The following is a 26,164-nucleotide window of genomic DNA, read 5'->3' as shown; positions in this document are numbered from 1 at the left end:
GGGGCCCCCGCCCGGTTGCCGGGGACTAGCCTTCCGGCACGCCGGTCTGCAGGGCCAGCGCGTGCAGCACGCCGCCCATCTGGCCCTTCAGCGACTGGTAGACGATCTGGTGCTGCTGAACGCGGGACTTGCCGCGGAATGACTCGGAAACGACAGTGGCCGCGTAGTGGTCGCCGTCGCCGGCCAGATCACGGATCGTCACCTCGGCATCAGGGATCGCTGCCTTGATCATCGATTCGATATCACGGGCGTCCATCGGCATCCCAGTCCACCTCCGTCAGGTCATTCGAATCAGGGCCGATTCGGCCAGGAAAACTAAGACAAACCCCAAGGCAAAACCCAAGATAAAACCTGGCGCTTGAGGTCTTCTAGGTCATCCCGGGGCACACTATATTCCCATTCCCAGCGATTTAAACCTGCATCAATCGGTCACAAGCCATCACGCCGAAATGACCAGAAGAGGCGCAGAATCATGAAGCTCCCCGGCCCCGACCATCCGATCACGATCACGCCCAATGCCAGGCGTGTCCGCGTCACCGCCGACGGCGTCGTCATTGCCGAGACCACCCATGCGCTGACCTTGAAGGAAGCGAGCTATCCGGCCGTGCAATACGTCCCCCGGCAGGACGCCAACATGGAGCTTTTGACCCGCACCGAGCGCACCACGCATTGCCCCTACAAGGGGGACGCGAACTACTTCAGCATCAAGGCCAACGGCAAGACGCTGGACAATGCGATCTGGACCTATGAGGCGCCGTTCCCGGCCATGACCGAGATCGCCGGCCACCTCGCCTTCTATCCGGACAAGGTGAAAATCGAGGAAGTCGCCTAAACTATCGCGCCTGCCGCGCGCGCCGGGCCTCGCCCGGCCGTTTCGGAGCGTGCCCATCCAGTCCTGAAAAAACGGAAATGCCCGGGCGAGGCCCGGGCATGACGACGGGAGTGTTCGGCCGGATCGCCGCTAGACCCTGAATATCGTGAGTCCAAGAATCAGCAGCACCAGGAAGATCACGACGAATACGTAGAACAGGAAGCGCGCAATGTCGGCGGAGGCGGCGGCGATGCCGGTGAAGCCGAGCAGGCCCGCGATGATCGAGACGACAAGGAAGACCAACGCCCATTTCAGCAGTGTCATTGCTCGCTCCACAAACCCGCGCCTTGCGCGTCCGCCCGACAACGCCCGCCACCGACCCCGGTTCCAGATCGAAACAGATCCACTGAAATGACCGACCTCGACACCATGGAATCGGGACGATTGGGCCTTGCTGAATCGGGTTCCCGATTGCAACATCCGGGTGCAGACCCGGCTGGGGGCACCATGAAATCGATTGCTCACGCGGCTCCGGCCGTCGACGTCCAGGCAGCACCGAAGCTCCACAAGCGCAACGTCGCCCTCGACCGTGCACGCACCTTCCTGACGCTGGTCGTGCTGTTGCATCACGCGGTGATTCCCTACACCCATTTCGGCCATACCGACCCGACGTCCTGGATCGGCTTCGACGGCATCGTGCTCGCCACCGACAGCTTCTTCATGGCGATGTTCTTCTTCCTGTCGGGGCTGTTCGTCTGGCCCGGGCTCGGCCACAAGCCATGGCTGATCTTCCTGCGCGACCGGCTGCTGCGGCTCGGCCTGCCCTTCGTGATCTGCGCATTCACCGTGATTCCGATCGCCTATTACGCGATCGCGCTGCGTGCGACGCCGGAGCTGACCTTCTCCGAATTCTGGTGGAAGACCATGATTTTCGGGCCGTGGCCGAGCGGCCCGATCTGGTTCGTCTGGGTCCTGATGACCTTCGACGTGACGGCGAGCGTGCTCTACCGGGTGTCGTCGCGCCTGCTCGAGCCGATCAACCGTCTGTCGATCAAGGGATTTCAACGTCCGTCGAAGTTCTGGCTGTTCCTCGTGGTCGTCAGTGCGGTCGCCTATCTGCCGATGCTGGTGCATTACGGCCAGAACTACTGGTTCGAGCTCGGACCGTTCTCGGTGCAGGCGAGCCGGGTGCTGCTGTATGCGTCCTATTTCTTCATCGGTGCAGGGATCGGGGCGGCGAACCTCGAGGGCGGCCTGCTCAGCGCCAACGGACGGCTAACCGAGCGGCGCTGGTTCTGGACCGGCATCACGCTGATCCCCTACTGCTTGATGTGGGTGATGATCTACATCAAGCGGGGGGTCATCGGTAACCCCGATCCGCTGCCGGGCTGGTATCTCGCGTCCTACGGCACCTTCTACGTGCTGTTCAGCGCCTCGATCCTGTTCGCGATCCTGGCCTACTTCCTGCAATCGAAGGCGGCCGGCCCGACGCTGCTCGACCGCATGCAGGGCGATGCCTACGGCATGTTCCTGGTGCACTATCCGATCGTGCTATGGCTGCAATACTGGCTGTTCGACATGGAGTTGCCAGCGATCGCCAAGGCTGCGATCGCGTTCTTCGCCACCGTAGCGCTGAGCTGGGCCGCCACCGCCGTGCTGCGCAAGCTGCCGGGCGCCAAATACGTGCTTTAGCTAGAGCATTGATATTGCGGCATCTGAGCTGCGCCCCCTCTCCCGCTTGCGGGGGAGGGCTAGGGTGGGGGCTCTCTCCGCGAGTCACATCGTGGAGAGAGCCCCCACCCGCCGCGCTACGCGCGTCGACCTAAGAGCGAGCTTCGCTCGTCTTGACCCCGCAAGCGGGAGAGGTGAAGCGAGTTCGTCGAAGGACCGCTTCAGTCAAAGAGACTACCGCTCCCTACGCAGCGATCTCACTCCTGGCCGCCACGCTTTCGAGACGCGGTGCGGCCGCGGCGCGGTGGTCGCGGGCGATCAGGATGTAGAAGGTCGGCAGCACGAACAGCGTGAACAGCGTGCCGATCAGCATCCCCATCACCACGACGATGCCGATGGCAAAGCGGCTGGCCGCGCCGGCGCCGTCGGCATAGAGCAGCGGCGCAAGGCCAGCGACCATCGCGGCCGTCGTCATCAGCACCGGGCGCATGCGGACCGCGGCGGCCTTCTGGATCGCGGCGACGCGGTCGAGCCCTTCATGGTGCTGGATCTCGTTGGCGAAACTCACCATCAGGATGCCGTGCTTGGAGATCAGCCCGATCAGGGTGACGAGGCCGATCTGGGTGTAGATGTTCAGCGTGGTGAAGCCGAAATACAGCGGCAGCAGCGCGCCGCAGACCGCGAGCGGCACCGTCACCATGATGACCAGGGGATCGCGGAAGCTTTCGAACTGCGCCGCCAGCACCAGGAAAATCACGATCAGTGCCATGCCGAAGGTGACGATCAGGCGGTTGCCCTCCTGGACATACTGCCGGCTGTCCGACAGCCAGTCGACGGTCATGCCCGGCGACAGCTTTTGCGCCTGCATGAACGACACCGCCTGCCCCATGGTGACGCCGGGCTTCAGCACCGCAGAGATCGTCGCCGCATTCATCTGGTTGAACTGCGGCAGCCGGTTCGGCTCAGGCTTGACGTTGACCTTGATCACCGTCGACAGCGGGAACATCCGCCCCGAGCTCGAACGGACATTGAAGTTTCCGAGATTGTCCGGCGTGACCCGGTCGGCCTGCCGCACCTGCGGGATCACCTCGTAGGAGCGTTCAAAGAAGTTGAAGCGGTTGACGTAGTTCTCGCCGACCAGCACAGCGAGCGTGTCGGCGATGGTCTGCATGCTGACGCCGGCCTCGGCCGCCTTGGCATGATCGATCGTGATCCGCGCGGTCGGGCTGTCGAACGCGAGATCGCTGTCGACGAAGACGAACAGCCCGCTCTTCCAGGCGGCCGCCTTCAGTGTCTCGACCTCCTGATAGATGGTTGAGAAATCGCCGGCCGAGCGCACCACCATCTGGAACGGCAGGCCGCCGGTCGCCGCCGGCAACGCGGCGGGCTGGAACGGTGTCACGCTCGCGCCGAGCACGCCATAGGACATGCCGTAGAGCTGGTTCTGGATGTCGTCGGCGGAGCGCTTGCGCTTGTCCCAATCCGTCAGCGTGATGCCGCCGAATGCATGGTTTTGGCCGTCGGTGCCGTTGATGACCCAGCTGGCGTGATACTCCGGGAACGAGCGAAACAGCTGCTCGACCTGGTTGGTGTAGCGCGTGGTGTAGTCGACGCTGGCATATTGCGGCGCCCTGAGCACCGTGAACACATAGCCCTGGTCCTCGGACGGCGCGAGCTCGCGCTGGCTGCCGAGAAACAACACCACGATTGCCGCCAGCACGCTGACCGCGACCACGAGCACCGCGGCGCGCATCTTGAGCGTCGCGGCCAACAGCCGGCCGTAGCCGCGCGACAATTTCGAGAACTGGTGCTCGACGAAACGGGCAAACCGTCCATGCGAGGTCGCTTCCCCCAGCAGTTGCGCGCTCATCATCGGCGACAAGGTCAGGGCAATGACGCCCGAGACCACCACCGAGCCTGCCAGCGTGAAAGCGAATTCGCGAAACAGGCTGCCGGTCAGGCCGCCCATCAGGCCGATCGGCGCATAGACCGCGGCCAGCGTGATCGTCATCGCGATCACCGGGCCGATGATCTCGCGCGCGCCGATCAGGGCCGCGTCGCCCGGACTCAGGCCCTCCTCGATGTGGCGATGGATGTTCTCCACGACGACGATGGCGTCGTCGACCACGAGCCCGATCGCCAGCACCATCGCAAGCAAGGTCAGCAAATTGATGGAGAAGCCGAGCGCCAGCATCATCGCCGCGGTGCCGACCAGCGACAGCGGCACGGTGACGACCGGGATCAACACCGAGCGGAACGATCCGAGGAACAGCAGGATCACCACCACGACGATCAGGATCGCCTCGGCCAGCGCGTGCTGCACCTCTGATATCGAGGCCTTGACGAAGTGCACGATGTTGAAGACGTCGGCGACCTGCAATCCGGGCGGCGCGACGCGGTTGAGGTCCTCGATCACCTTGGCGGTGGCGGCGACGATCTCCAGCGGGTTGCCGTCGGGCGTCGGCTGCACCGCGATATAGACGGTGGGCCGGCCGCTGTCGCGCGCGTTCGAATCGTAATTCTCGCCGCCGATCTCGAGCGTCGCGACGTCGCCGAGCCGCACCAGGCCGCCGCCAGCGGCGCCGGTCTTGATCACCATCTTGCGGAAATCGTCGAGATTGCGCAGGTCGGTCGCCGCGGTGATGTTGGTCACGGTCATCTCGCCGCGCAGCCGCCCGGGCGCCGCCTGCACATTGTTGGAACGCAGCGCAGCAGAAATATCGGCCGCGGTCAGGCCGCGCGCCGCGAGCTTGAACGGATCGATCCACACCCGCATCGCCAGCGACGATCCGCCCGACGTGTCGGCCGAGGCGACGCCGGGGACCGACGTCAACAGCGGCTGCGCCACGCGGGTGGCGAAGTCGGTGATCTGCGCCGGCGTCAGCGTGTCGCTGGTGAAAGCGATGTACTGCACCGCCGATGCGCCGTCGGTGATCTTTGTGATCACAGGATCGAACACGCCGGCCGGCATGCGGTACTTGACCTGCTGCACCTTGGCGAGCACCTCGGTCATGGCACGGTCGGCATTGGCATTGAGCACCAGCTTGGCCTTGATCTGGCTCGTGCCGAGCGTCGAGTTCGAGGTCATGTATTCGATGCCGTTGGCGGTCGCGATCGACTGCGCAATCACCGAGGTGACAAAGCCCTGCATGACGTCCTGGGTCGCGCCGGGAAACGAGACATCGACCTGGATGGTGGCGCTTTCCATGCTGGGATACTGCCGCACCGGCAGGGAGACCATGGCCGCGGTGCCGATCAAGAGGATCAGCAGGCTGACGACCGTCGCAAGAATCGGCCGGCGGATGAAGATGTCGGTGAAATGCATGATGCCGGCCTCAGACGCCGCCTGTGGGCTAGCGTCCCTTCTCCGGCGTCTCCGCCATAGTCATCTGGACGGCAGCACCCGGCATGACGCGAAGCTGGCCCGCGGTCACGATGTGATCGCCCGGCGAAAGCCCGTGCTCCACAACGACGCGTTCGCCGATGCGCTGCCCGGTCTTGACGGCAACGCCGACCGCCTTGTTGTCGCGCACCACGAGCACGCTCTCGCCGGACGCGCTGGTCTGGATCGCGGTGACGGGCACCACGATGGCGTCGAGCTGCGGCGGCAGCACGACGTTCACCATCACGAAGAGCCCAGGCAGCAGCAGCCGGTCGGGATTAGAGAACAGCGCCTGCACGAGGACATTGCGGGTATCCTCGGCGACCTGCGGTTCGATGGCGTTGATCGTGGCCTCGAACACCCGATCGGGGAAAGCGTCGGTACGGATCGTCACCGTGCCTCCCACCTTCAGATTTGACAGGCGCTGCTGCGGAACGGTGAAATTGGCATAGAGCTGGTCGAGCGCGGTCAGCGTGGCGAGCGCATCGCCGGCATTGACGTATTGACCGAGGTTCACCTTGCGCAGGCCGATCTGGCCGGCGAACGGCGCGCGGATCGTCGTCTGCGCGATCTGCGCATCGAGCTGCTCGACCGAGGCGTCGGCCTGCTTGAGGTCTTCCTGCCGCTGCTGCAGCGTCTCCTGGGTCACGAAGCCCGACGGCGCCAGCCCCTGCGAACGCTTCTCCTGCAATTGCGCAAAGCGTCCCTTGGAAACCGCAACCGCGCGCGAGGCGCGCAGCGGCGCGTCATAGAGCTGCACCAGCGCTGCGCCCTCGGCGACATCGGTACCGGCATCGAAATTGATCGCGGTGACGCGGCCGGCAACTTCGGGTGCCAGAATCACTTGCCGCACTGCTTGCAACGAACCGATCGCCTCGATCGAGCGCGGCAAGGTTTCGGTCCGCACCACCATGGCGGCTACCGGCGTTGGCGGGGCTTCGGCGGTGGCCTTGGCTGACGCACTGGATCCGCCGGCGCGCCAGGCGAACAAGGCGGCCGCGGCACAGATCAGCAAGACAAGGGTGATGCCGAACGGCTTGGGGCGAAGCCCGAGCCAGCGGCGCGATGAGGATGATGCGGACGGCATTTCGCTTCCAAGAACGAACCCCGGCATCTCGGCCGGAAGCTTGCCCCTGCAAGCCCGCAACTGTTATAGAACCTCAAGTATGGTTGAGGTCAAGGCTCGCAGCTTGCAGGACTTCTAATTCGGGATCTCGCAGCAAATGGCGCTTCCACAAGAGCTTTCAGTCGGCGAAGTGGCGCAGCGCAGCGGCCTCGCCGTCTCCACCCTTCACTTCTACGAGAGCAAGGGGCTGATCGCGAGCCGGCGCACCAGCGGCAACCAGCGCCGCTACATGCGTGGCGTGCTGCGGCGCATCGCGGTGATCCGGATCGCGCAACGCGCGGGGATTCCGCTGGAAGAGATCAGGCAAACCTTCGCAGCGATACCGCTCGATCGCGCCCCGACCATGCGCGAGTGGGAGCGTGCGATGCGCGCCTGGACCGCGGCGCTGCAACAGCGCATCAGCGATCTCACCGACCTGCGCGACAAGCTGTTCAGCTGCATCGGCTGCGGCTGCCTGTCGGTCACCGATTGCCCGCTGCGCAATGGCGACGACAGGCTCGGCGCGCAGGGCCCGGGCCCCCGCATCCTGATCACCGCGGCCGAACGCAGGCAGCGCCGGGGGCGGCAGGCTTGAGCCCGTCGCCAACAAGTTGCGCACAACCTGCCATTGGTCACATGTGGCCATGTGATTCTCAGCTATGGTGGCCGGACTGCTTGACCCTAGGGAGTCCTCAGATGAACGACCCTCAAGTTGGATGGATCGCCGCAATCATCGTCGGCGGATTGGCCGGCTGGCTCGCCGAGATGTTCATGAAGACCGGAACCGGCATCTTCATGAATATCATCCTCGGCATCGTCGGCGCCGCGCTGGCGAACTGGCTATTGGGTCTGCTCGGCGTATCGATCGGCGGAGGATGGATCGGCTATCTCGTCGCCGGCTTCATCGGCGCAGTGATTATCATTTTTGCCTGGCGCGCGATCCGCGGCGCCACCTAGCGCTTGATCCGAAGGGATCGCGCCTGGACATAAGGCAATAGCGCGATGACGGGTTCATCGCGCTATTGAGACCTTGTTCGCTCGACGCTTGTAGCGCCCGATCCGACGCGATCAGGCGGCAGTGCCGTGCATGTAGTTCGGCAGCCAGTGCTCGAAGGCGCGGGACAGGCTTTCGATCGTCACCGGCGGCTCGCCGGCAACCGCAATCGCGTCGCCGCCTGTGGTGCCGATGCGCGCACAGGGCACGCCGGCGCCCTTCATCTTGGCCAGCACGAGGCCTGCGTCCGCCGCAGGCACGGTGACGATGTAGCGGGCCTGATCCTCGCCGAACCAGTAGGCATGCGGCACGATCGAGGACGGCGCCGCTAGGAGCTGCGCGCCGATGCCGCTTGCGATCGCCATCTCGGCGAGCGCGATCAGGAGCCCGCCGTCGGACACGTCATGCACCGCACTCGCAGTGCCGGCGCGGATCATGCCGCGCACCACGTCGCCGTTGCGCTTCTCGGTGGCGAGATCGACCGGCGGCGGAGCGCCCTCCTCGCGGCCGCAGACATCGCGCAGGTACACCGACTGGCCGAGCCAGCCCTGGGTCTCGCCGACCAAGAGGATCGCCTCGCCCGCCGCCTTGAACGCCAGGGTCGCCGACTTGGTGAAGTCGTCGAGCACGCCGACGCCGCCGATCGAGGGCGTCGGCAGGATGCCGCGGCCGTTGGTCTCGTTGTAGAGCGAGACATTGCCGGACACGACCGGGAAATCCAGCGCACGGCAGGCTTCCGAGATGCCCTTCAGGCAGCCGACGAACTGGCCCATGATCTCGGGCCGCTCCGGATTGCCGAAGTTGAGATTGTCGGTGATCGCGAGCGGCCGGCCGCCGACCGCGGTGATGTTGCGCCAGGCTTCCGCGACCGCCTGCTTGCCGCCCTCGAACGGATCGGCCTCGCAATAGCGCGGCGTGACGTCGACGGTGAGCGCGAGCCCCTTCGGCCCGTCCTGGACGCGGACCACGGCGGCATCGCCGCCGGGACGCTGCATGGTATTGCCGAGGATGACGTGGTCGTACTGCTCCCACACCCAGCGCTTCGAGCACAGTTCGGGCGTGCCGATCAGCTTCGTCAGCGCCTCTGCGATCCCGAGCGGCGGCTTGACGTCCTGGCCGCGGATCACCGGCAGCGCAGTCGAGGCGACATGCGGACGGTCATAGACCGGCGCCTCGTCGCCGAGCTCCTTGATCGGCAGATCGGCCATCACGTCGCCGCCATGCTTGACGACGAAGCGCTTGCTCGGCGTGGTGTAGCCGACGATGGCAAAATCGAGCCCCCATTTGCGGAAGATCGCCTCGGCCTCTTTCTCCTTCTCGGGCTTGAGCACCATGAGCATGCGCTCCTGGCTCTCCGAGAGCATCATCTCGTAGGCGCTCATGCCGGTCTCGCGGGTCGGCACCGCATCGAGATCGAGATCGACGCCGAGATCGCCTTTGGCGCCCATCTCGACCGCCGAGCAGGTCAGGCCGGCCGCGCCCATATCCTGGATCGCGATCACGCAATCGGCTTCCATGATCTCGAGGCAGGCTTCGAGCAGCAGCTTCTCGGCGAAGGGATCGCCGACCTGCACGGTCGGGCGCTTCTCCTCGGAGGCGTCGTCGAATTCGGCCGAGGCCATCGAGGCGCCGTGGATGCCGTCGCGGCCGGTCTTGGAGCCGAGATAGACGATCGGCATGTTCACGCCGGAAGCCGCCGCGTAGAAGATCTTGTCGGCGTCGGCGAGGCCGACCGCCATCGCGTTGACCAGGATGTTGCCGTCATAGCGGGTGTGGAAGCGGACCTGGCCGCCGACCGTCGGCACGCCGAACGAATTGCCGTAGCCGCCGACGCCCGCGACCACGCCGGACACCAGATGCCGGGTCTTGGGGTGCTCCGGCGCGCCGAAGCTCAGCGCATTCAGGCAGGCGATCGGGCGCGCGCCCATGGTGAAGACGTCGCGCAGGATGCCGCCGACGCCGGTGGTCGCGCCCTGGTAGGGCTCGATGTAGCTCGGGTGGTTGTGGCTCTCCATCTTGAAGACCACAGCCTGGCCGTCGCCGATATCGATCACGCCGGCATTCTCGCCGGGGCCCTGGATCACCCAGGGGGCCTTGGTCGGCAACCCGCGCAGATGGATGCGCGACGACTTGTACGAGCAATGCTCATTCCACATCGCCGAGAAGATGCCGAGCTCGGTGAAGGTCGGAACCCGCCCGATCAGCTTCAGGATGCGCTCGTACTCGTCCGGCTTCAGCCCGTGGGCGGCGACGAGTTCGGGGGTGATTTGAGGCTCGTTCTTGGGGTCGTTCTTGGGCGCGGTCATGGGACCCTTAATAGGTAGATCGAACGGGGGCGAAAAGGCCTTTTACGGCCCATTTCCGGCCTGTCCAGAGCTTTGCGGCGGTTGGACGCGGCCCGGGATTTGCAGCCTGGATCTGTGCTTGGGATTTGCACAATGGGGATGGATCGGATTTAAGGTCCCGAACCCGATAATTGAAGGCCAGATTTCGTGAACGAGCTCGCCAAGACCGCACTCAATACGGCATTCAACCGCCGCCCCGACCTGCACGTCGAGACCGAGGGCGAATTCGCCGGCTGGCGAACCTGGACCCGGGACAGTTTCGAGACCCATACCGGCCCCTTCTACCACTGCATGGACGAGAACGGCCGCATCGCCTGTGCGTTCCGGGTCGGCCCGAAGCACCTCAACGGCTCGGGCAACGTCCATGGCGGCTGCCTCATGACCTTCGCGGATTACTGCCTGTTCGCGCTTGCGTCCCCGGTGCTCCAGGGCCCCGGGGTCACGGTCTCGTTCGCCTCGGAATTCCTCGATGCGGCCCGCGAGGGTGCCTTGATCGAATGCACCGGCGAGGTCACCCGTGCCGGCGGATCGCTGATCTTCGTGCGCGGCATGCTGACATCGGCCGAGCGGCCGCTGTTCAGCTTCTCCGGCACCATCAAACGGACGAAGCGCAAGGCGCCGGCGGAGAAGACAGCGTAACGCTCACGACCCGTTTCGCGCAGAACGCCCAAGGTCTGTGGACACACGCCTTCATCCAGCCGTTACATCACCACGGGTTAAATCGAGAGCTCGGCTCTAGCGCGTTGTGTTCACGCGCGTTCTTCTTGTGAAGCAATGCAAACGCCAGTTGTGACGCGACGACATGCTGTCGTTGCGTCGTCGCGTGCGCGTCACATGCGCGTCAGCCAAGCCCCCGAATATTGCTGAACGGTTTCCGTTTGTGTGTTCGCGCAGCGAAGTTGGGGCATTCTCATGAAATTGAAGACATTTGTTTCCGTGACGTCAGCGATGTCGCTTGTCGCATCGCTGGCTTGCGTTGCAACGCCGGCTCGTGCCGGCCAGGACGGCGACAATGGCGACCGCGGCATCGGCGAGTCCCGCGGTCACGATCAGGACCAGGATCAAGACCATGACGGCGGTCATCACGGCCGCAAGCCGCGCGTGGTGATGATCTCGCTCGATGGTGCCAAGCCCGATTTCATCCAGAAATTCATCGAGGAAGGCGTGCTGCCGCGCGACGGCGGGCTTGCCCGGCTCAGCCGGCGCGGCGCAGTGGCTCTGCAGAACGTGACGGCGTCACCGTCGCTCACCGCGGTCTCGCATATCGCGATCGCGACCGGTTCGACCGCAGTGCATAACGACATCCCCTCCAACACGTTCCAGCCGATCGTCGGCCCGATCTCCAGCAGCATCAGCGGCTTCGCGGCGCCGATCGGCGGCTACAGCGAAAGCCCGCTCGGACCGTCGGCGCACCCGACGGCACAGCCCCTGTGGGTGCAGCTGCGCCAGCAGGGCAAGAAGGTCGTCACCGCGACCTGGCCCGGCGGCGACGGCGCCGACATCTCGATCAACAAGACCGTGGTGCAGCCGGCCCAGCCGACCCGCGTGACCGACTTCACGGTGCCGTTCGGCGCATTCGGCGGCATCGGTGCCCAGGGCTTCTCGCTGTCGCGCAGCGACTTCACGACCGATCCGGGCATTGTCGCGGCGCTGCAGGCTGCGGGCCATTTCTCGTTCAGCCCGGTGCTGGTGACCTCGGCGCCGATCGAGACGTTCTCATGTTCCGCGGCGGCGACCGCGACCTGCACCAACACCGCGACGCTTGACGTCAAGTATTCGATCCGCGTCGCCGCGATCGACACCACCAATGACCGCAAGGTGAACTACGACACGCTGGTGTTCTTCGACGCCAACCGCGGCATCACCGCAGGACCGTTCCACGCGCCGTCGACCGGGCCGGCCTACGTCAAGTTCGGCGGCGAGAACGCGCCGTTCTTCTTCGAGGGCAGCGGGGCGAAGGCCGGCGCAGCCTACTTCGTCTCGGCGCTGTCGCCCGACCTCTCGGTGGTGCGCTTCGCCCGCTACGGCGCCAACTACATCCCGCGCAACACGCCGGTGCTGGCCGATGTCGACGACATCAACGACAACATCGGCTTTTGGCGTCCGCAGGCCGACTTCCGCATTCCGGAGCGTCTGAGCCCGGGCTTCACCAGCTTCCCCGATGTCGAGATCGAGACGATGTACGAGGACATGGTGAAGACCTTCGTCCGCTACCAGGCAAATATCGGCGAGCGCGCGATCAAGACCCATCCCGACGCCGACCTCGTCATGGTCTATATCGAGCAGCCCGACGGCTCCGAGCACCAGTTCCTGCTGACCGATCCCCGCCAGGGCACCAACCCGACCGACCCGAATTCGATCGGCGCCAACCAGGATCCGGCCAAGGTCAAGCGCTACGCGTCCTACATCCGTTTCGCCTACCAGACGGCAGACAGAGCGGTAAAGCAGATTGCCGATGCGGCGGGCCGTGACAGCAACGTCGTCGTGGTGTCGGATCACGGCTTCGCGCCGTTCCACACATCGGTCAATCTCACCAACATCCTGCGCAACGCCGGCATCGACACCAGCAAGGTCGGGGTCCGCACCTCGGGTCCTGCCGCCGACATCTACGTCAACCTGCAAAACCGCGAGCTCGGCGGCACCGTCGATCTTGCGACCTACCGTAACCTGGTGGCGCAGATCACCGATGCGGTGAGGAACGCGGTCGATCCCAATGCACGCTTCAACTACTCGCTCAGGGATCAGCGCATCTTCACCGTCGTCGAGACCCGGCCGCTGCAATGCGATGCCGGTACCGGACAGTGCATCAGCAAGACCGTCGGCCAGGACTATGGCGACGTGTTCGCGCTGATGGCGCCCGGCTACAATTTCGACGGCATCCAGAACCCCGGCGTCGCGCGCCAGGGCGACGCGCCGTTCAATTCGGCAACCACCGCCCTGTCGATGCCGAACTTCTATGGCGCCCACGGTCACGATCCCGAGCTTCCGGTGATGAGCGCGACGTTCATCGCCGCGGGACCGCAGATCCGAAGGGACACCGTGGTGCGGCGCATGCGCAATATCGACGTGGCGCCGACCGTCATGCGGCTCCTCGGCACCACACCCCACCAGGTCGATGGCGAGGTGCTGAGCGAGGTCCTGCGCTAGGATCTCGGGCAAAAGTCACGCGATGGACGCCAAGCCGGCGTCCATCGTTGTTTCCTCCATATCCGGGCTACGGCGACCCGGTCGCCGTCCCCAGCAACTGCCGGAGCGGATTGAGCGGGCCGACGGGGATCAATTCGAAGCTCATCAGATGCGCCTGCCCCAGTGGCAATTTCTCCAGCATCTCGTGAGCCGCCGCAGTGTCGGTCATGTTCAGGATGAACACCACGCCGGGACGTCCCTGCAGCGAGAACCACTGGTCGACCTTGCCATCGAGGTAAAGCTTGACGGTCTCGCGGACCTCGGTCGGCAGGATCGCGCGCGCCGCGGCCGGGTCGACGCCCGGGTTCAGGGTCCCGATCGCGAGAATTCGCGTCGTCGGTACCGGCGGAGCTCCGGCTTGGGCGCGAGCGACGTCCGCCGCCATCAAGCAGATGACCACTGCGGCGAAGCCGCAAACGAGAGCGTTCTTCATGCTGTGCTCCTTGTCAGTCGTTCGCAGAATGCGGTGCCGTCCGGACTGCTCCCTGCGCTTCGCAAGGAACGGCTGCGCCGGCACCATGCTAGTTCGAATTCGCTGCGGGCGCGTGTGATTTACGCCCTTGAACGGTGTTGTGATCGTTTGAATTGCGAGTCGGCGAGCACCCATGGCCTGACTGGACTGTCGCGCGATCCGGCCGCGCACCGGCCAAACGCCCTAGCCTTGCGGCGCGGCGACGCGCTACATTGGACCCGTCGCGCGCAAATGCGCCGGGGAGCCAATCAAGGTGCCGAAGAGCACAGCTAAGACGGGCGGCGTGACGGCTCCCGCGATCACGCCGACTTCGACCACCACGCCCGGTGCGCGCGGCTGGCGCGACTATGCGTTGCTGCTGGCGCTGGCCTGCTGCTGGAGCTCGACCTATCCGCTGACCAAGATCGGGCTCGGCTCGATCCCGCCGGTCACCTTCATCTCGGCGCGCTCGCTGGTCGCCGCCCTCTTCCTGCTCGTGGTGCTGCGGATCCGCGGCATCCGCATCCCGACCGACATCAAGGCCTGGAAGCTGTTCGCGTTCCAGCAGACCATCAACTCGACGATCCCGTTCCTGGTGATCACCTGGGCGCAGCTCTACGTGCCGGCGTCCAACACCGTGGTGCTGGCCTCGACGACGCCGATCTTCGCCTTCCTGATCACCTGGGCGATCACGCGGCACGAGCCGGCCTCGCCGCTCAAGTTCGTCGGCGCGATTCTCGGCCTCGCCGGCACGGTCGCGATCATCGGCCTCGATGCGCTCTCGGGCTTCGGCAAGGAGATTGTCGCCGAGATCGCGATCCTGCTCGCCACCGTCTCGTTCGCCTGCGCCACGATCTTCGGGCTTCGTCTCTCCGACTATGACCCGATGGTGGTGGCCGCCGGCTCGCTGCTGTTCGGCGGCACCGTGTTGCTGCCGCTCGCCCTGATCGTCGACCATCCCTGGACGCTGCACCCGACGCCGCAGGCGCTGGTCGCCACCGTCGTGATGGGCATCTTCTCCAGCGCGTTCGGCCTGATGCTGTTCTACATGTGCCTGACGCGGCTCGGCACGCTCACGACGAATGCACAAGGCTATTTGCGAATTCCGATCGGCGTCGCGTTGTCGGTGATCCTGCTCGGGGAATCCGTACCGTCGAACCTTGCGCTCGGCCTGCTGCTGGTCATGGCCGGCGTCGCCGCGATGACGGTGCCCGGCGAAGCGGTCAAGCGGTGGCTGCGAAAATCGTAACCGCAGCTCAGGTCGACAACTGCTTCTCGGCGATCGAGAGCCACTCGGCCTGCGCATCGCGCAGGTATTTCGGTGCGCGCCGCATCTGGATCAACAGCTCGTTGAATACGATGCGCGCCTCGGCGGTGCGGCCGACCAGCTGCAACAACAGGCCATAGCGGACCCGCGCCTCGGCTCCCGGAAAGTACTGCGACACCGCCTGGTATTCCTCCAGCGCCTCGTCGAGCCGGCCGATTTCGGCGAGCGAGCGGGCGTAGAGGAGATGCCCCTCGGCGGACTCGAAATCGGGCCAGCGCTCGCGCAAGGCATCGAGCGTCGCCAGCGCTTCGGCCGCCTGCTTGCGGGCGAACTGGGCCTGCGCCTTGGCCAGGGCGTAGGCCGGATCGTCGCCCTGCGGCAGCCGCAAGACGTGATCGTAGTGGCTCTCCGCCTCCTCGTAACGCCCGATGGTCTGGCACTCCGCGGCCAGCGCCGCGCGGTTGGCGATCGTGTCCGATGTCGCGAGCTTGTCCGACAGTTCGCGATACCGCTTCTCCGGATCGATACGGTTGGCGACGCGCTTGCGTGCCTGCGCGGCAGCCGGTCCGCCCCACCATTCCGGAACGAGCTCGACGACGATGTAGGCGAGTGCGCCGACCAGCGGCACCATCAGGATGATGAAAGCCCACGGCTGCAGGCGCCCGGTGCGCGAGGCGTGATAGATCAGCGTGATGTCGAGCAGCAGTACGACCAATGCAACGGGCATGCGAATTCCAGCGAACCAGACCAATCATCCAAATCGCTTCCGTCATACCTTACCCGGCACGCTGCGACAATCCCAGGTTGCCACTCAAGCGGCGCTAGCGTGACGAGATTGTGAAATGGAAGCGGCTATCCCTGCGTTGGTGTCTGCCGGAGCGGATCAGGTTCATGATCCGCGCGCATCGCGAAGCCGCTACTTCTTGTCGTCCGAGAGCAGCGCGCGGTACTTCGCGACGTCGCGGGTCACGAGTTGCTGCAGCACCTCGGGTGCGAGTTCATCGGCGTCAGGCGCAACGGTCGACAACTCGACGAAGCGCTTCTTCACCGCTTCGCTCGCGACCGCGGTGCGCGCCGCGGCGTTGAGCTTGGCGATGATCTCGCCCGGGGTGCCCTTCGGCGCGAACAGGCCGTTCCAGCCTTGCGCCTCGAACTCGGCCAGGCCAGCTTCAGTCGAGGTCGGCAAGTCCGGCAGCGAGGCGAGCCGCACGGTCGAGCCGACCACGACCGCCTTCACCAGTTTGTCGTCGATCGCCTGCGACACCGAGGCGGCGGCATCGCAGACGCCGTCGATCTGGCTGCCGATCGCGTCCGTCAGCGCGAGCGCCGCGCCGCGATAGCCGACCAGCTGCACGTCGATCCCGGCGGCATGCACGAAGCTCTTGCAGATCAAGTAATTCGAGGAGCCGACGCCAGCGTGGCCGAGATTGACCTTGCCCGGATTCTTCTTCGCGTAGTCGATGAATTCCTTGAGGTCCGTGGCCGGAAAATCCTTGCGCAACGCGACGATGCCGAAGGTCTTGGCGACCACGGCGATCGGCGCGAAGGAGTCGGGCGTGAACGACAGCTTCGGATAGATCGTGTAGGTCGCGGCATTGGTGCCGGCGTTGCCGATCGCGATCGTGTAGCCGTCCGGCTCGGCGCGCGCGGCGCGGGTCAGCGCGGTCGAGCCCCCGGCGCCGCCGACATTCTCGATGATGATGGTCTGGCCGAGCGCCGCGCTCATCTGGTCGGCCACCGCGCGGGCAATCACGTCCGAGGTGCCGCCGGCCGTGAACGGCACGATCATCGTGATCGGACGCTTCGGGAAGTCCAGCTTCGAGGTATCTTGGGCGTGCGCCGCCGTCGCAAGCAGTAGGACCGCGGCTGCCGCCGCGGCAAGGCACCTTCGCAGCATGATAACTACGCCGCTTTTTCGAACTGCTGGACCAGTCCTGCGAACAGGCCGCGGCCGTCGGTGCAGCCCATGATCTCTTCGACGTGGTTTTCCGGATGCGGCATCATACCGAGCACGTTGCCGTGCTCGTTGACAATGCCGGCGATCGAATGCGCGGCGCCGTTGAAGTTGGAGGCCTCGTCGACCACGCCATCGGCCGAGCAGTAGCGGTACAGCACCCGCCCGTCGCCTTCGAGCCGCTTCAGCGTCTCCTCGTCCGCCTCGTAATTGCCCTCGCCATGCGCCACCGGTACGCGGATCACCTGGCCGGCATTGTAGCCGCGGGTGAACGGCGTGTCGGAGCGTTCGATTCGCATGTGCACGTCGCGGCAGACGAATTTCAGCCCGGCATTGCGCATCAGCACGCCCGGCAACAGCCCGGACTCGCAGAGGATCTGAAAGCCGTTGCAGACGCCGAGCACTAGCCCGCCCGAGGCTGCGAAGTCGCGCACCGCGTCCATCACGGGTGCGCGGGCCGCGATCGCGCCGCAGCGCAGATAATCGCCATAGGAGAAGCCGCCGGGCACCACCACGAGGTCGGTGCCCTTGGGCAGCGCAGTCTCGGCGTGCCAAACCATCGCGGTCTCATTGCCGGATGCAAGCTTGAGCGCGCGCGCCATGTCTCGCTCGCGATTGATGCCGGGGAAGACGAGGACGGCTGATTTCATTGCATCACCTGGTTTTGGGTGCCAGCACGAGCTTAACTGCGGCGGCAAACTTCGCGTAATTGTCGTTGCTGGCCTTTTCGTCACGCGCCGAGCTGATCAGGCTGGCGGAGCCTTGTCCGGCAAGCAGCAAGCCGCTGACCTGATACTCGCTTGCGCCGTTGGCTGTCACGGTCAGGCGCCGTGCCTTGAACATGCGCGGCCCCGCGGTGCCCTTGTCGCCATCAACGCCGAGCAGCGTAATGCGCTGCCCCGGCGTCCGCTGCTCCAGCGCCTTGACGATCTGCTCCTGCCCCTCGCGGAACTGGTCGAGAGTCATCTGTTTTCCGCCGGTATAATACCGGTAGCTCACCTTGGAGCCCGCGCCGCAGGACGATTGCGCGCAGCGGAACATATGCACATCGGAGCCGCGGCGCTCGTAGCTCCATCCGCTGACGGTGAACGGCGGCGGCTGCGTCGTCGCGGCAGGCGCTGCCGGCGCCGGTTGAGCCGAAGCCCCGCCGATTCCAGCTGCCGTCAGCAAGCCAACCAAGAGCGCTCCGACGAAGATTCGGTCACGGCGAGCAGCGGCGGGAGCGGCTGTTATCATTTGGCGCGCTCGCTAGCTCAGAACCTCGACCCGATAGTTCTCGATCACGGTATTGGCCAGCAGCTTGTCGGCGGCGGCCTTCAGCGCCGCCTCAGCCTTGGCCTTGTCGGTCGCGGCGAGCTCGATGTCGAACACCTTGCCCTGGCGAACGCTGGCGACGCCGTCGACGCCGAGCGATTTCAGCGCGCCCTCGATCGCCTTGCCCTGCGGATCGAGGATGCCCGACTTCAATGTCACAGTTACACGTGCCTTCACGATCGCCCCTTAAGCTTAGCTCTTCACCAGCACCGGGCCGCTGCCGGCCGGCCGCTCGTTTTCGATCAGGATGCCGAGCCGCTTCGCGACCTCGGTGTAGGCTTCAAGCAAGCCACCCAGATCCCGGCGGAAACGGTCCTTGTCGAGCTTCTCGTTCGACTTGATGTCCCACAGCCGGCAGGAATCCGGCGAGATCTCGTCGGCGACGATGATCCGCATCATCTCGTTCTCGAACAGCCGCCCGCACTCCATCTTGAAGTCGACGAGGCGGATGCCGATGCCGAGGAAGAGACCGGTCAGGAAGTCGTTGACGCGGATGGCCAGCGCCATGATGTCGTCGATCTCCTGCGGCGTGGCCCAGCCGAAGGCGGTGATGTGCTCTTCCGACACCATAGGGTCGTTGAGCTGGTCGTTCTTGTAATAGAACTCAATGATCGACCGCGGCAGCTGGGTGCCCTCCTCGATCCCGAGCCGCTGCGACAGCGAGCCGGCGGCGACGTTCCGCACCACCACCTCGAGCGGCACGATCTCGACCTCGCGAATCAGCTGCTCGCGCATGTTGAGGCGGCGGATGAAGTGGGTCGGCACCCCGATGTCGTTGAGGTGCTGAAACAGGTACTCCGAAATCCGGTTGTTGAGGACGCCCTTGCCCTCGATCACCTGGTGTTTCTTGGCATTGAACGCGGTCGCGTCGTCCTTGAAGTGCTGGATCAGGGTTCCCGGCTCGGGGCCTTCGTAAAGCACCTTGGCCTTGCCTTCATAAATACGGCGTCGACGGCTCATTGGGATGTACCGTGTTTTGTTGAAATCCATGGATTTGGGTGCTCCGGATGACTTGGGGTTACGACCCACGACGGAGCTGCCGCGGAGGCCTGGAACCTGGGCAATCCAACTGGAAACAGAACAAGAACCATGCCTGTTGGCAACCTATCCGATTGGCCCACCCAGCACAATCGATAGTGCCCCGTTCGGGGCACTTATACCGCCCAATCAAAAAGGCCCGATTCCGCCTGTTTTGCCTGCGGCTTAACGGCTCGTTGTCTTGCCGATTCCTCCCACCTATTTAGGCAGGCATCGGGGCTGTCGCAATGAGCTGCGGCCCACCATTCAGCAGGGAATTGGAACTTCAGCCATGAACGAATTCAACAAGCGCGAGGAAGGTTTCGAAAAGAAGTTCGCCCTCGACGAGGAGCTGAAGTTCAAGGCCGAAGCGCGCCGGAACAAGCTGCTCGGCCTGTGGGCCGCCGAGAAGCTCGGGATCACGGGCGATGCCGCCAACGGCTATGCCAAGGAAGTGGTGGCCGCCGATTTCGAGGAAGCCGGCGACAATGACGTGCTGCACAAGGTTCTGAAGGACCTCACCGCCAAGGGCCAGGCCGTCACCGAGCGCGACGTTCGCGCCAAGATGGATGAGCTCCTGGCCGTGGCGGCGGCTCAGGTCAAGGCGGGGACGTAGGTCCCCGCGACGGCGATTCCGGATACCTATTTCTCCGGATACCTACTTCAATGTGATCTGCATGCTCATCGAGCCGCTCACGTTGAAACCCTCCTGCTGCTGACCGTATTGCCGGCCGACGTTGATATTGACGTTGACCGATTCGAGCCGGCAATCCTTTGCCATCACCTCGCGCAGCAGGTCGCACTCGCGCGCCGCCATTTCATAAACGGTGCGGCGAGCGCGGTCGCGCAGCTTCTGTGCCTCCTCGCCGTCACCGCTCGGCCCCGGCAGGAACAGGTTGACGTTGCTTTGGACGCGGACCGTCCCTTCCTGGCGGATCGGAACGGGTTGCTCGACCAGGGTGATCCGCCCGCCCGGAGTTTGAGGGAAAGCAGGAGCCGTCAGGAGCAGCAGGCTGATGGCCGTTGCGAACAGGCGTGTCATCGACGTCATGGCGGATCCTTGCACCGAGGGAACGAGACGCGTTTCTAACCACCTCCGGTTGCAACAAGACAAACCGGGGCCGGCAAAAACCCCGAAGCTGCTTCATCGCCCGTTAACGGTGACGCCGTGGTGACGGACGGGGCGGCTTCGCGGCCCGCGGCGCCGATTTCACCTTGCTGAAGTCTGTGCGGATGATGTCGAGCAGGCGGCGCGACGCGGCGCTGAGGAAGCCGCCATGCCGCGTTACCGCGACGACCTCATGACTGGCGGTGAGATTGCCGACGCGGATCGTCGCGATCGAGGAGGCGCGCAGCTCCTCCGCCGCGTTGCTCTGTGAGAGCAGCGCGATCCCGAGCCCGGCCTCGACCAGCCGCTTCTGCGCCGTGAGGCTGTCGACCGGCGTCCAGTCGACCTCGCCGAGCCCGTGCGTCAGGAACAGGGCGAACACGTGCGAAGCGGTGATCTCGCGCCGGCCGGGCACCTCGGGAAAGGCGATCCAGCGCTCGTCGCTGAGATCGGCGAGACGGCCGACCCGGCGTCCCGCCAGCGGATGGTCCGGCGCGCAGACCACCCCGAGCGGCTCGGCGAACAGCACCTCGCAATCGAGGTCGCCGGAGCGGTCGCGGTCGTAGCGCAGCCCGATCGTCGCCTCGCCGCGCCGGATCAGATCGCTGACCTCGGCACTGGTCGCAGTGCGCAGCGTCAGCGCGACGTCCGGATGCCGGCGCGCAAAGCGCTTCAGCACTTTCGAGAGCCGTTCGCCCGCAAGCGTGCCGGTCACCGCGAGCGCCACCGGACCGGAATTGTCGCGCAGCAGCGCGCGCACCGCATTCTCGGCATCCTGTGCCGCCGCCACCGCGCGTTCGGCATAGGGCACCATCACCCGCCCCGCATCGCTCAATCTGGTCTTGCCCGCGATCCGCTCGAACAGCGGCACGCCGAGCTCCTGCTCGAGCAGCGCGATGCGCCGCGAGATCGCCGGCTGCGAGCGATGCAGCGCCTTCGCGGCATTCGAGATTCCACCGCGCCGATGCACCACCAGGAACGTGTTGAGCGCGTCGCTATCCATCCCCTCACCTCATGCAAAAAGCTGATGATATCGAAAGAAATAACAAATTTGTCTGATGGCCGAAACCGCCCTATCGCTGGGCCAGTCGCTTTTTCCAATCATCAGGAGTTCACATGCGCACCCAGGCAGACAAGGCAGCACGGTTCCGCGATCTGCATCAGCGCCCCGGCGCCTTCATCATCCCGAATCCTTGGGATGCCGGCACGGCGAAGCTGCTCGCGGCGATCGGTTTCGAGGCGCTCGCGACCACGAGCCTCGGGCTCGCCAACACGCTCGGCAGCGCAACCGTCAGCCTCGATGCCATCATCGAGAACTGCCGGTTGATCGCCGCGGCCACCGACCTGCCCGTCAACGCCGATCTGGAAAACTGCGGCGCGGATGATCCGAGGACCGCTGCAAGGGCGATCACCCGCGCGGCGGAAGCCGGCGTCGTTGGCGGCTCGATCGAGGATTCGACCGGCAACCCGCAGCATCCGATCTACGACTTCTCGCTCGCGGTCGAGCGGGTTCAGGCCGCCGTCGAAGCCGCGCGGGCGCTGCCATTCCCATTCACGCTGACCGCGCGTGCGGAGAACTTCCTGCACGGCCGCAAGGATCTCGACGACACGATCAAGCGGCTGCAGGCGTTCGAGGCCGCCGGCGCCGATGTGCTGTATTCGCCGGGTCTCCACGACATCGGCACCATCAAGACCGTGGTCTCGGCCGTGCGGCGGCCGTTCAACCTCGTGATGGGCTTTGCCGATCCGACCTTGACGGTCGAGCAACTTTCCGCCGCCGGCGTCAAGCGCATCAGCGTCGGTGGCGCGATGCAGCGGCACGCGTTGGCCGCCTTCCTGCGCTGTGCCCGCGAGATGAAGGACCAGGGATCGTTCAGTTTCGTGCGCGACATGGCGCCGGTGAAGGAGGTGCGCGAGGCGTTTGCTGCCGCGAAGGGCGAGTAGCGCGTGGGACGTCCCGTCCCGCGGCGGGGAATGCCGGCGCCGCCCCGGGATTGCCTGAGGCGGCGCATCTACTGATCTGGTATGGTAGCGCCAACACTGCAAGTCCGGCCAAGGCGCTATCAGACCTGACGATTCATGACAGGTCGCGACTTGCAGCCAGCCTCAGGCAATGCCAAGAGAGCGGATCATGTCCCAGGATCACATTTCCAACGTTCTCGCTGAACGTTATGCCTCACCCGCCATGCGCGCCATCTGGAGTGGCGAGGGCAAGGTTCGCCTCGAACGCGACTACTGGATCGCCGTGCTGAAGGGCCAGCGCGATCTCGGGATTCCGGTTCCGGACGGCGTGATCGAAAGCTACGAGCGCGTCAAGGACCAGATCGACCTGGCCTCCATCATGCAGCGCGAGCGCGTCACCCGCCACGACGTGAAGGCGCGTATCGAGGAATTCTGCGACCTTGCCGGTCATGAGCACCTGCACAAGGGCATGACCAGCCGCGACCTCACGGAGAACGTGGAGCAATTGCAGGTCTACCGCGCGTTGCAGCTGGTCGAGACCAAGAGCATCGCCGCGCTGATTCGGTTTGCGAAGCGCGCGCAGCAATTGCGCGACATCCCGTTCACCGCACGCACCCACAACGTGGCCGCGCAAGTCACGACGCTCGGCAAGCGCATCGCCATGTTCGGCGAAGAGATGCTGCTGGCGCATCAGAGCCTGGTCAATGTGTTGCAGACCTACCCCGCTCGCGGCCTGAAGGGCGCGGTGGGCACCCGTCTCGACCAGATCACCCTGTTCAATGGCGATGCCGGCAAGGCGCGCGCGCTCGAGGAGCGCATCCTCGTTCACCTCGGCCTGCCGAAAGCACTCGACGCCGTCGGCCAGGTGTATCCGCGCAGCCTCGACTTCCGTGCGGTCAGCGTGCTCACCGAGCTTGCCAGCGGTCCCGGCAACTTCGCCAAGACCATCCGCCTGATGGCGGGCCATGAACTCGCCAGCGAAGGTTTTGCCAAGGGCCAGGTGGGTTCCTCGGCGATGCCGCACAAGATGAACAGCCGCTCCTGCGAGCGCATCAATGGCCTGCATGTGATCCTGAAGGGCTATCTTGCCATGGCCTCCGGGCTCGCCGGCGATCAGTGGAACGAGGGTGACGTCTCCTGCTCCGTCGTTCGCCGCGTGATGCTGCCCGACGCCTTCCTCGCCACCGACGGCCTGCTCGAGACCTTGCTCACCGTGCTCGATCAGATGGAGGTGTTCGAAGCCGTCGTCGCGACCGAGCTCAACCGCTATTTGCCCTTCCTGCTGACCACCACGGTGATGATGGAAGCAGTCAAGAAGGGCGCCGGCCGCGAAGGCGCCCACGAGGCGATCAAGGAGCACGCCGTCGCCGCCATCGGCGACCTGCGCACCGGCAAGATCGTGCAGAACGATCTGCTACAGCGCCTCGCCGCCGACCAACGGCTTGGCTTGAGTGCAGCCGAATTGCAGCTTGTGCTCGCGCAAGGTCGCGCCAACTCCGGCGACGCCGGCGCCCAGGTCGACTATTTCGCCGAGCAAGTCGACGCACTCGCCCGGGCCAAGCCGGAAGCGGCGAGCTACGCGCCTGGCACGATCCTGTAGCTAGGAGGAGCATTGAGCGCCAAATAGCGAGTGGGATTACACTCGCAGCTCGCAATCCGCGACAGCCCTTGATGAGCACAAGCCTCGGCAGTCACGGATTTGCGCTCAGGGCCTTCAGTTCGGCGGTGGCAGCCCAACCTTCAACAAAGTACTTCGGACAATCGGCTGCAGCCAGCTCAAGCGATCGCCGCACATCTTCCTTGGCGCCGCGCTGCAAGCCGAACTCGGCAGTATAGAAATTCGCCTCGCAGACCTGACCTTTCCTTCTTGTTGGATCGGAATCGTCGGCAGCGCTGAGCACTTGCTCCGGCGTCAACGCCCCAAGAAAGAGATTGATGATCGGCGCGGGCCACTTCGTCATGTCGAGCTGCGTTGTAGCCTCTGCCAACCGGCTCGGCCGGTCACTGCGCCTGGCAACAATTTCGCGCCACAAGGCAGCATAAGCGCTCTTCGGATTGAGCCGCCCGGCCTGTTCGAAATCGGCTAAAGACTGGGAAAGCGCCCCGCTCAGCCAATGGACCATGGCACGACCAAAATACGCAAGAGCACTCTGCGGATCGAGCCGAATGACCTGATCGTGGTCGGCTATCGCAAGGTCAAGCTCGCCCTTGAGCCTATGGGCAACCGCTCGTCCGGTATAAGCAGACTTGTTCTCGGGATCGATCTCGATCGCCTTGCTGTAATCAGCGATGCCACGGTCGAGGTCACCCTTGGCCTGATACGCCTCCCCGCGATAGGCATAGGCGAATGGTCCTTTCGGCTCGATCTCGATCACACGGGTATAGTCGGCAATCGCAAGGTCGAAGTTGCGCTGCCTGAAGTATGCGGCTGCACGTGCCTGGAGTCCCTGCACGTCGCTCGGGTAGGAATGAAGAAACTGTGAGACGTCGGCGATAGCGGCTTCAAAATTCTGCTCATCGAAATGCGCTTGGCCGCGAAGAAAGTAAGCCCTGCTGGAAGCCCAGCTGTCAGTTCCCGACGCCAATGCGGCAGTGCAGCTTAAAATCCGCTCCGCAGATGGAATTTTCTCGATACTTAGGCACCTTGCCCAGTCCTCGTTGGGTTTTGCCCGGACGCTTGGTAACGACAGGCTGGTTGCCAACGCCGCCATCGCACCGGCAAATAGGCCGCATGTACTTCGTTTCACGTGACTTCCCGCCCCAACCAACGGTCATGCGAATAGCATGAGGTTGCAGGACAAGTCAGCAGCTACTTGTCTTTGTGGCAGCGCTCTCCACTTGCAAAAGCGTGCATAAGAGCGACGCCCATTGGTTTATATCCGGGACATAGCACCGATTAAGGAAGTGCGAACGGAGTTGGGGTGACGGGCCTCGTCCCCCCATTTGGAGATGGACCAAACGGACCAGACCCGGAATCCTCATGTTCCGGATCGCCGCTCGGCGCTGTCCGGAATGACGCTGCCGTCGCTGCCGCGACGCCAGCCTCACTCCTCCTTGAAGCCGTATTCCGGCACGTTGCCGCTGGCGCCGTAATATTTGTACGGCAGGAACTTGCCGCTCATGGTGATCTTGACGCGGTCGCCCTTCGGATTGGCGACGCGCTCCATCGCCATGTCGAAGTCGATCGCCGACATGATGCCGTCGCCGAATTCTTCCTCGATCAGCGCCTTCCACGCCGGGCCGTTGACCATCACCATCTCGTAGAAGCGGTAGATTAGGGGATCGGTCGGCGGCATCGGCGTGCCGGTGCCGCGCATCGGCACCTCGTTGAGCATTGCGGTCTCGGCCTTCGACAACCCGAACAGCTCGCCGGCATTGGCCGCCTGCGGTTTTGTCAGCTTCATCTGGCCGAGGATCGCCCCGACGATCAGGACCTCGGAATAGCCGCCGATTTTCTCGCAGATATGCTTCCAGCTCCAGCCCTTCTCGCGCTTGATGTCGAGCAGCTTTTCGGTGAGGTCTTCGCGTTTCATGAGGCTTCCTCCTTGGGGATCGGCGCGCGGTGCCGACGCCGGCATTGATCGGCGTCCGGCCGCA

At 64.7% G+C, this 26,164-nt stretch carries 26 protein-coding genes; 10 read left to right on the top strand and 16 right to left on the bottom strand.

Annotated features, from left to right (window positions below; genetic code table 11):
* Positions 1 to 25: 25 nt before the first annotated feature.
* Positions 26 to 262 (bottom strand): BolA family transcriptional regulator, encoded by a 237-nt coding sequence (locus tag Q0030_RS28730; protein ID WP_021077843.1) that lies wholly within the window; start codon positions 260 to 262, stop codon positions 26 to 28.
* 210 nt (positions 263 to 472) lie between these two features.
* Here Q0030_RS28730 and Q0030_RS28725 point away from each other — a divergent pair, with 210 nt between their 5' ends.
* Complete coding sequence (locus tag Q0030_RS28725) at positions 473 to 832, top strand: DUF427 domain-containing protein (protein WP_298374801.1); 360 nt, start codon at positions 473 to 475, stop codon at positions 830 to 832.
* Positions 833 to 961: 129 nt separating this feature from the next.
* On the opposite strand, the gene Q0030_RS28720 is transcribed toward Q0030_RS28725, so the two are convergent.
* A complete protein-coding gene (locus Q0030_RS28720; protein ID WP_298374798.1) occupies positions 962 to 1,135 on the bottom strand; it encodes a DUF1328 domain-containing protein in 174 nt (57 codons plus the stop codon).
* Positions 1,136 to 1,318: 183 nt separating this feature from the next.
* Between Q0030_RS28720 and Q0030_RS28715 the strand changes: the two genes are divergently transcribed.
* Positions 1,319 to 2,503, top strand: a complete 1,185-nt coding sequence (locus tag Q0030_RS28715) for an acyltransferase (RefSeq protein WP_298374796.1) — start codon at positions 1,319 to 1,321, stop codon at positions 2,501 to 2,503.
* A 223-nt stretch (positions 2,504 to 2,726) separates the two neighbouring features.
* On the opposite strand, the gene Q0030_RS28710 is transcribed toward Q0030_RS28715, so the two are convergent.
* Together Q0030_RS28710 and Q0030_RS28705 are read right to left on the bottom strand one after the other, a co-directional pair.
* On the bottom strand, positions 2,727 to 5,807 hold the full coding sequence (locus tag Q0030_RS28710; protein ID WP_298374795.1) for an efflux RND transporter permease subunit: 3,081 nt from the start codon (positions 5,805 to 5,807) through the stop codon (positions 2,727 to 2,729).
* 28 nt (positions 5,808 to 5,835) lie between these two features.
* Entirely contained in the window at positions 5,836 to 6,951 is a 1,116-nt protein-coding gene (locus tag Q0030_RS28705; RefSeq protein WP_298374794.1) for an efflux RND transporter periplasmic adaptor subunit, read from the bottom strand.
* A 136-nt stretch (positions 6,952 to 7,087) separates the two neighbouring features.
* On the opposite strand from Q0030_RS28705, the gene soxR reads away from it, so the two are divergent.
* Positions 7,088 to 7,564, top strand: a complete 477-nt coding sequence (soxR, locus tag Q0030_RS28700; RefSeq protein ID WP_298374793.1) for a redox-sensitive transcriptional activator SoxR — start codon at positions 7,088 to 7,090, stop codon at positions 7,562 to 7,564.
* 101 nt (positions 7,565 to 7,665) lie between these two features.
* The gene (locus Q0030_RS28695) at positions 7,666 to 7,926 is read left to right on the top strand and encodes a GlsB/YeaQ/YmgE family stress response membrane protein (RefSeq protein ID WP_298374791.1); all 261 of its coding nucleotides are present in this window, start codon (positions 7,666 to 7,668) and stop codon (positions 7,924 to 7,926) included.
* 111 nt (positions 7,927 to 8,037) lie between these two features.
* Here the strand turns inward: Q0030_RS28695 and purL are convergent, their stop codons facing one another.
* Positions 8,038 to 10,269 (bottom strand): phosphoribosylformylglycinamidine synthase subunit PurL, encoded by a 2,232-nt coding sequence (purL, locus tag Q0030_RS28690; protein ID WP_298374789.1) that lies wholly within the window; start codon positions 10,267 to 10,269, stop codon positions 8,038 to 8,040.
* 186 nt (positions 10,270 to 10,455) lie between these two features.
* Between purL and Q0030_RS28685 the strand changes: the two genes are divergently transcribed.
* On the top strand, positions 10,456 to 10,947 hold the full coding sequence (locus Q0030_RS28685; protein WP_298374787.1) for a PaaI family thioesterase: 492 nt from the start codon (positions 10,456 to 10,458) through the stop codon (positions 10,945 to 10,947).
* Between the two features lie 273 nt (positions 10,948 to 11,220).
* A complete protein-coding gene (locus Q0030_RS28680) occupies positions 11,221 to 13,455 on the top strand; it encodes an alkaline phosphatase family protein (RefSeq protein WP_298374785.1) in 2,235 nt (744 codons plus the stop codon).
* 67 nt (positions 13,456 to 13,522) lie between these two features.
* Here the strand turns inward: Q0030_RS28680 and Q0030_RS28675 are convergent, their stop codons facing one another.
* Complete coding sequence (locus Q0030_RS28675) at positions 13,523 to 13,927, bottom strand: hypothetical protein (RefSeq protein WP_298374784.1); 405 nt, start codon at positions 13,925 to 13,927, stop codon at positions 13,523 to 13,525.
* A gap of 322 nt (positions 13,928 to 14,249) precedes the next feature.
* On the opposite strand from Q0030_RS28675, the gene Q0030_RS28670 reads away from it, so the two are divergent.
* Complete coding sequence (locus Q0030_RS28670; protein ID WP_298375018.1) at positions 14,250 to 15,194, top strand: DMT family transporter; 945 nt, start codon at positions 14,250 to 14,252, stop codon at positions 15,192 to 15,194.
* A gap of 7 nt (positions 15,195 to 15,201) precedes the next feature.
* Here Q0030_RS28670 and Q0030_RS28665 read toward each other — a convergent pair whose 3' ends face one another.
* From Q0030_RS28665 to purC, 6 genes are all read right to left on the bottom strand, one after another.
* Positions 15,202 to 15,939, bottom strand: coding sequence for a tetratricopeptide repeat protein (locus Q0030_RS28665; protein ID WP_298374782.1), 738 nt, complete (start codon positions 15,937 to 15,939; stop codon positions 15,202 to 15,204).
* A 189-nt stretch (positions 15,940 to 16,128) separates the two neighbouring features.
* Positions 16,129 to 17,109 (bottom strand): tripartite tricarboxylate transporter substrate-binding protein, encoded by a 981-nt coding sequence (locus tag Q0030_RS28660; RefSeq protein ID WP_298374780.1) that lies wholly within the window; start codon positions 17,107 to 17,109, stop codon positions 16,129 to 16,131.
* Positions 17,110 to 17,114: 5 nt separating this feature from the next.
* On the bottom strand, positions 17,115 to 17,816 hold the full coding sequence (purQ, locus tag Q0030_RS28655; protein WP_298374778.1) for a phosphoribosylformylglycinamidine synthase subunit PurQ: 702 nt from the start codon (positions 17,814 to 17,816) through the stop codon (positions 17,115 to 17,117).
* A 4-nt stretch (positions 17,817 to 17,820) separates the two neighbouring features.
* Positions 17,821 to 18,345, bottom strand: coding sequence for a hypothetical protein (locus Q0030_RS28650; RefSeq protein ID WP_298374776.1), 525 nt, complete (start codon positions 18,343 to 18,345; stop codon positions 17,821 to 17,823).
* Positions 18,346 to 18,414: 69 nt separating this feature from the next.
* Positions 18,415 to 18,657 carry a phosphoribosylformylglycinamidine synthase subunit PurS gene (gene purS, locus Q0030_RS28645; RefSeq protein WP_029083848.1) on the bottom strand — a complete coding sequence of 81 codons (243 nt, stop codon included), beginning with the start codon at positions 18,655 to 18,657 and terminating at the stop codon, positions 18,415 to 18,417.
* A gap of 15 nt (positions 18,658 to 18,672) precedes the next feature.
* Positions 18,673 to 19,440 (bottom strand): phosphoribosylaminoimidazolesuccinocarboxamide synthase, encoded by a 768-nt coding sequence (gene purC / locus Q0030_RS28640; protein ID WP_016843454.1) that lies wholly within the window; start codon positions 19,438 to 19,440, stop codon positions 18,673 to 18,675.
* A gap of 349 nt (positions 19,441 to 19,789) precedes the next feature.
* Between purC and Q0030_RS28635 the strand changes: the two genes are divergently transcribed.
* Entirely contained in the window at positions 19,790 to 20,113 is a 324-nt protein-coding gene (locus tag Q0030_RS28635) for a DUF1476 domain-containing protein (protein WP_298374771.1), read from the top strand.
* Between the two features lie 42 nt (positions 20,114 to 20,155).
* Here Q0030_RS28635 and Q0030_RS28630 read toward each other — a convergent pair whose 3' ends face one another.
* Together Q0030_RS28630 and Q0030_RS28625 are read right to left on the bottom strand one after the other, a co-directional pair.
* Entirely contained in the window at positions 20,156 to 20,548 is a 393-nt protein-coding gene (locus Q0030_RS28630; protein WP_298374769.1) for a hypothetical protein, read from the bottom strand.
* 103 nt (positions 20,549 to 20,651) lie between these two features.
* Positions 20,652 to 21,608, bottom strand: a complete 957-nt coding sequence (locus tag Q0030_RS28625; protein WP_298374767.1) for a LysR family transcriptional regulator — start codon at positions 21,606 to 21,608, stop codon at positions 20,652 to 20,654.
* A 113-nt stretch (positions 21,609 to 21,721) separates the two neighbouring features.
* Between Q0030_RS28625 and Q0030_RS28620 the strand changes: the two genes are divergently transcribed.
* Positions 21,722 to 22,549, top strand: coding sequence for an isocitrate lyase/phosphoenolpyruvate mutase family protein (locus tag Q0030_RS28620; RefSeq protein ID WP_298374765.1), 828 nt, complete (start codon positions 21,722 to 21,724; stop codon positions 22,547 to 22,549).
* 184 nt (positions 22,550 to 22,733) lie between these two features.
* Complete coding sequence (gene purB, locus Q0030_RS28615; RefSeq protein ID WP_363323508.1) at positions 22,734 to 24,167, top strand: adenylosuccinate lyase; 1,434 nt, start codon at positions 22,734 to 22,736, stop codon at positions 24,165 to 24,167.
* Between the two features lie 91 nt (positions 24,168 to 24,258).
* Here purB and Q0030_RS28610 read toward each other — a convergent pair whose 3' ends face one another.
* Positions 24,259 to 25,314, bottom strand: a complete 1,056-nt coding sequence (locus Q0030_RS28610; RefSeq protein ID WP_298374761.1) for a tetratricopeptide repeat protein — start codon at positions 25,312 to 25,314, stop codon at positions 24,259 to 24,261.
* 297 nt (positions 25,315 to 25,611) lie between these two features.
* The gene (gene cynS / locus Q0030_RS28605; protein ID WP_106951845.1) at positions 25,612 to 26,100 is read right to left on the bottom strand and encodes a cyanase; all 489 of its coding nucleotides are present in this window, start codon (positions 26,098 to 26,100) and stop codon (positions 25,612 to 25,614) included.
* Positions 26,101 to 26,164 lie beyond the last annotated feature (64 nt).

It is taken from the genome of uncultured Bradyrhizobium sp., assembly GCF_947648125.1.
In the GTDB taxonomy this organism is placed as follows: domain Bacteria; phylum Pseudomonadota; class Alphaproteobacteria; order Rhizobiales; family Xanthobacteraceae; genus Bradyrhizobium.
Note: the sequence above shows the minus strand (reverse complement) of the source record. Positions and strands in the feature narration are given on the sequence as shown.

Coding starts and splice junctions, on each gene's coding strand:
- purC (WP_016843454.1), bottom strand. CDS start 19,440: ATGAGCCGTCGACGCCGTATTTATGAAGGCAAGGCCAAGGTGCTTTAC.
- purL (WP_298374789.1), bottom strand. CDS start 10,269: ATGACCGCGCCCAAGAACGACCCCAAGAACGAGCCTCAAATCACCCCC.
- Q0030_RS28675 (WP_298374784.1), bottom strand. CDS start 13,927: ATGAAGAACGCTCTCGTTTGCGGCTTCGCCGCAGTGGTCATCTGCTTG.
- Q0030_RS28705 (WP_298374794.1), bottom strand. CDS start 6,951: ATGCCGTCCGCATCATCCTCATCGCGCCGCTGGCTCGGGCTTCGCCCC.
- Q0030_RS28710 (WP_298374795.1), bottom strand. CDS start 5,807: ATGCATTTCACCGACATCTTCATCCGCCGGCCGATTCTTGCGACGGTC.
- Q0030_RS28625 (WP_298374767.1), bottom strand. CDS start 21,608: ATGGATAGCGACGCGCTCAACACGTTCCTGGTGGTGCATCGGCGCGGT.
- Q0030_RS28660 (WP_298374780.1), bottom strand. CDS start 17,109: ATGCTGCGAAGGTGCCTTGCCGCGGCGGCAGCCGCGGTCCTACTGCTT.
- Q0030_RS28695 (WP_298374791.1), top strand. CDS start 7,666: ATGAACGACCCTCAAGTTGGATGGATCGCCGCAATCATCGTCGGCGGA.
- Q0030_RS28725 (WP_298374801.1), top strand. CDS start 473: ATGAAGCTCCCCGGCCCCGACCATCCGATCACGATCACGCCCAATGCC.
- soxR (WP_298374793.1), top strand. CDS start 7,088: ATGGCGCTTCCACAAGAGCTTTCAGTCGGCGAAGTGGCGCAGCGCAGC.
- Q0030_RS28730 (WP_021077843.1), bottom strand. CDS start 262: ATGCCGATGGACGCCCGTGATATCGAATCGATGATCAAGGCAGCGATC.
- Q0030_RS28630 (WP_298374769.1), bottom strand. CDS start 20,548: ATGACGTCGATGACACGCCTGTTCGCAACGGCCATCAGCCTGCTGCTC.
- Q0030_RS28635 (WP_298374771.1), top strand. CDS start 19,790: ATGAACGAATTCAACAAGCGCGAGGAAGGTTTCGAAAAGAAGTTCGCC.
- Q0030_RS28720 (WP_298374798.1), bottom strand. CDS start 1,135: ATGACACTGCTGAAATGGGCGTTGGTCTTCCTTGTCGTCTCGATCATC.
- cynS (WP_106951845.1), bottom strand. CDS start 26,100: ATGAAACGCGAAGACCTCACCGAAAAGCTGCTCGACATCAAGCGCGAG.
- Q0030_RS28665 (WP_298374782.1), bottom strand. CDS start 15,939: ATGCCCGTTGCATTGGTCGTACTGCTGCTCGACATCACGCTGATCTAT.
- purQ (WP_298374778.1), bottom strand. CDS start 17,816: ATGAAATCAGCCGTCCTCGTCTTCCCCGGCATCAATCGCGAGCGAGAC.
- Q0030_RS28620 (WP_298374765.1), top strand. CDS start 21,722: ATGCGCACCCAGGCAGACAAGGCAGCACGGTTCCGCGATCTGCATCAG.
- Q0030_RS28715 (WP_298374796.1), top strand. CDS start 1,319: ATGAAATCGATTGCTCACGCGGCTCCGGCCGTCGACGTCCAGGCAGCA.
- Q0030_RS28680 (WP_298374785.1), top strand. CDS start 11,221: ATGAAATTGAAGACATTTGTTTCCGTGACGTCAGCGATGTCGCTTGTC.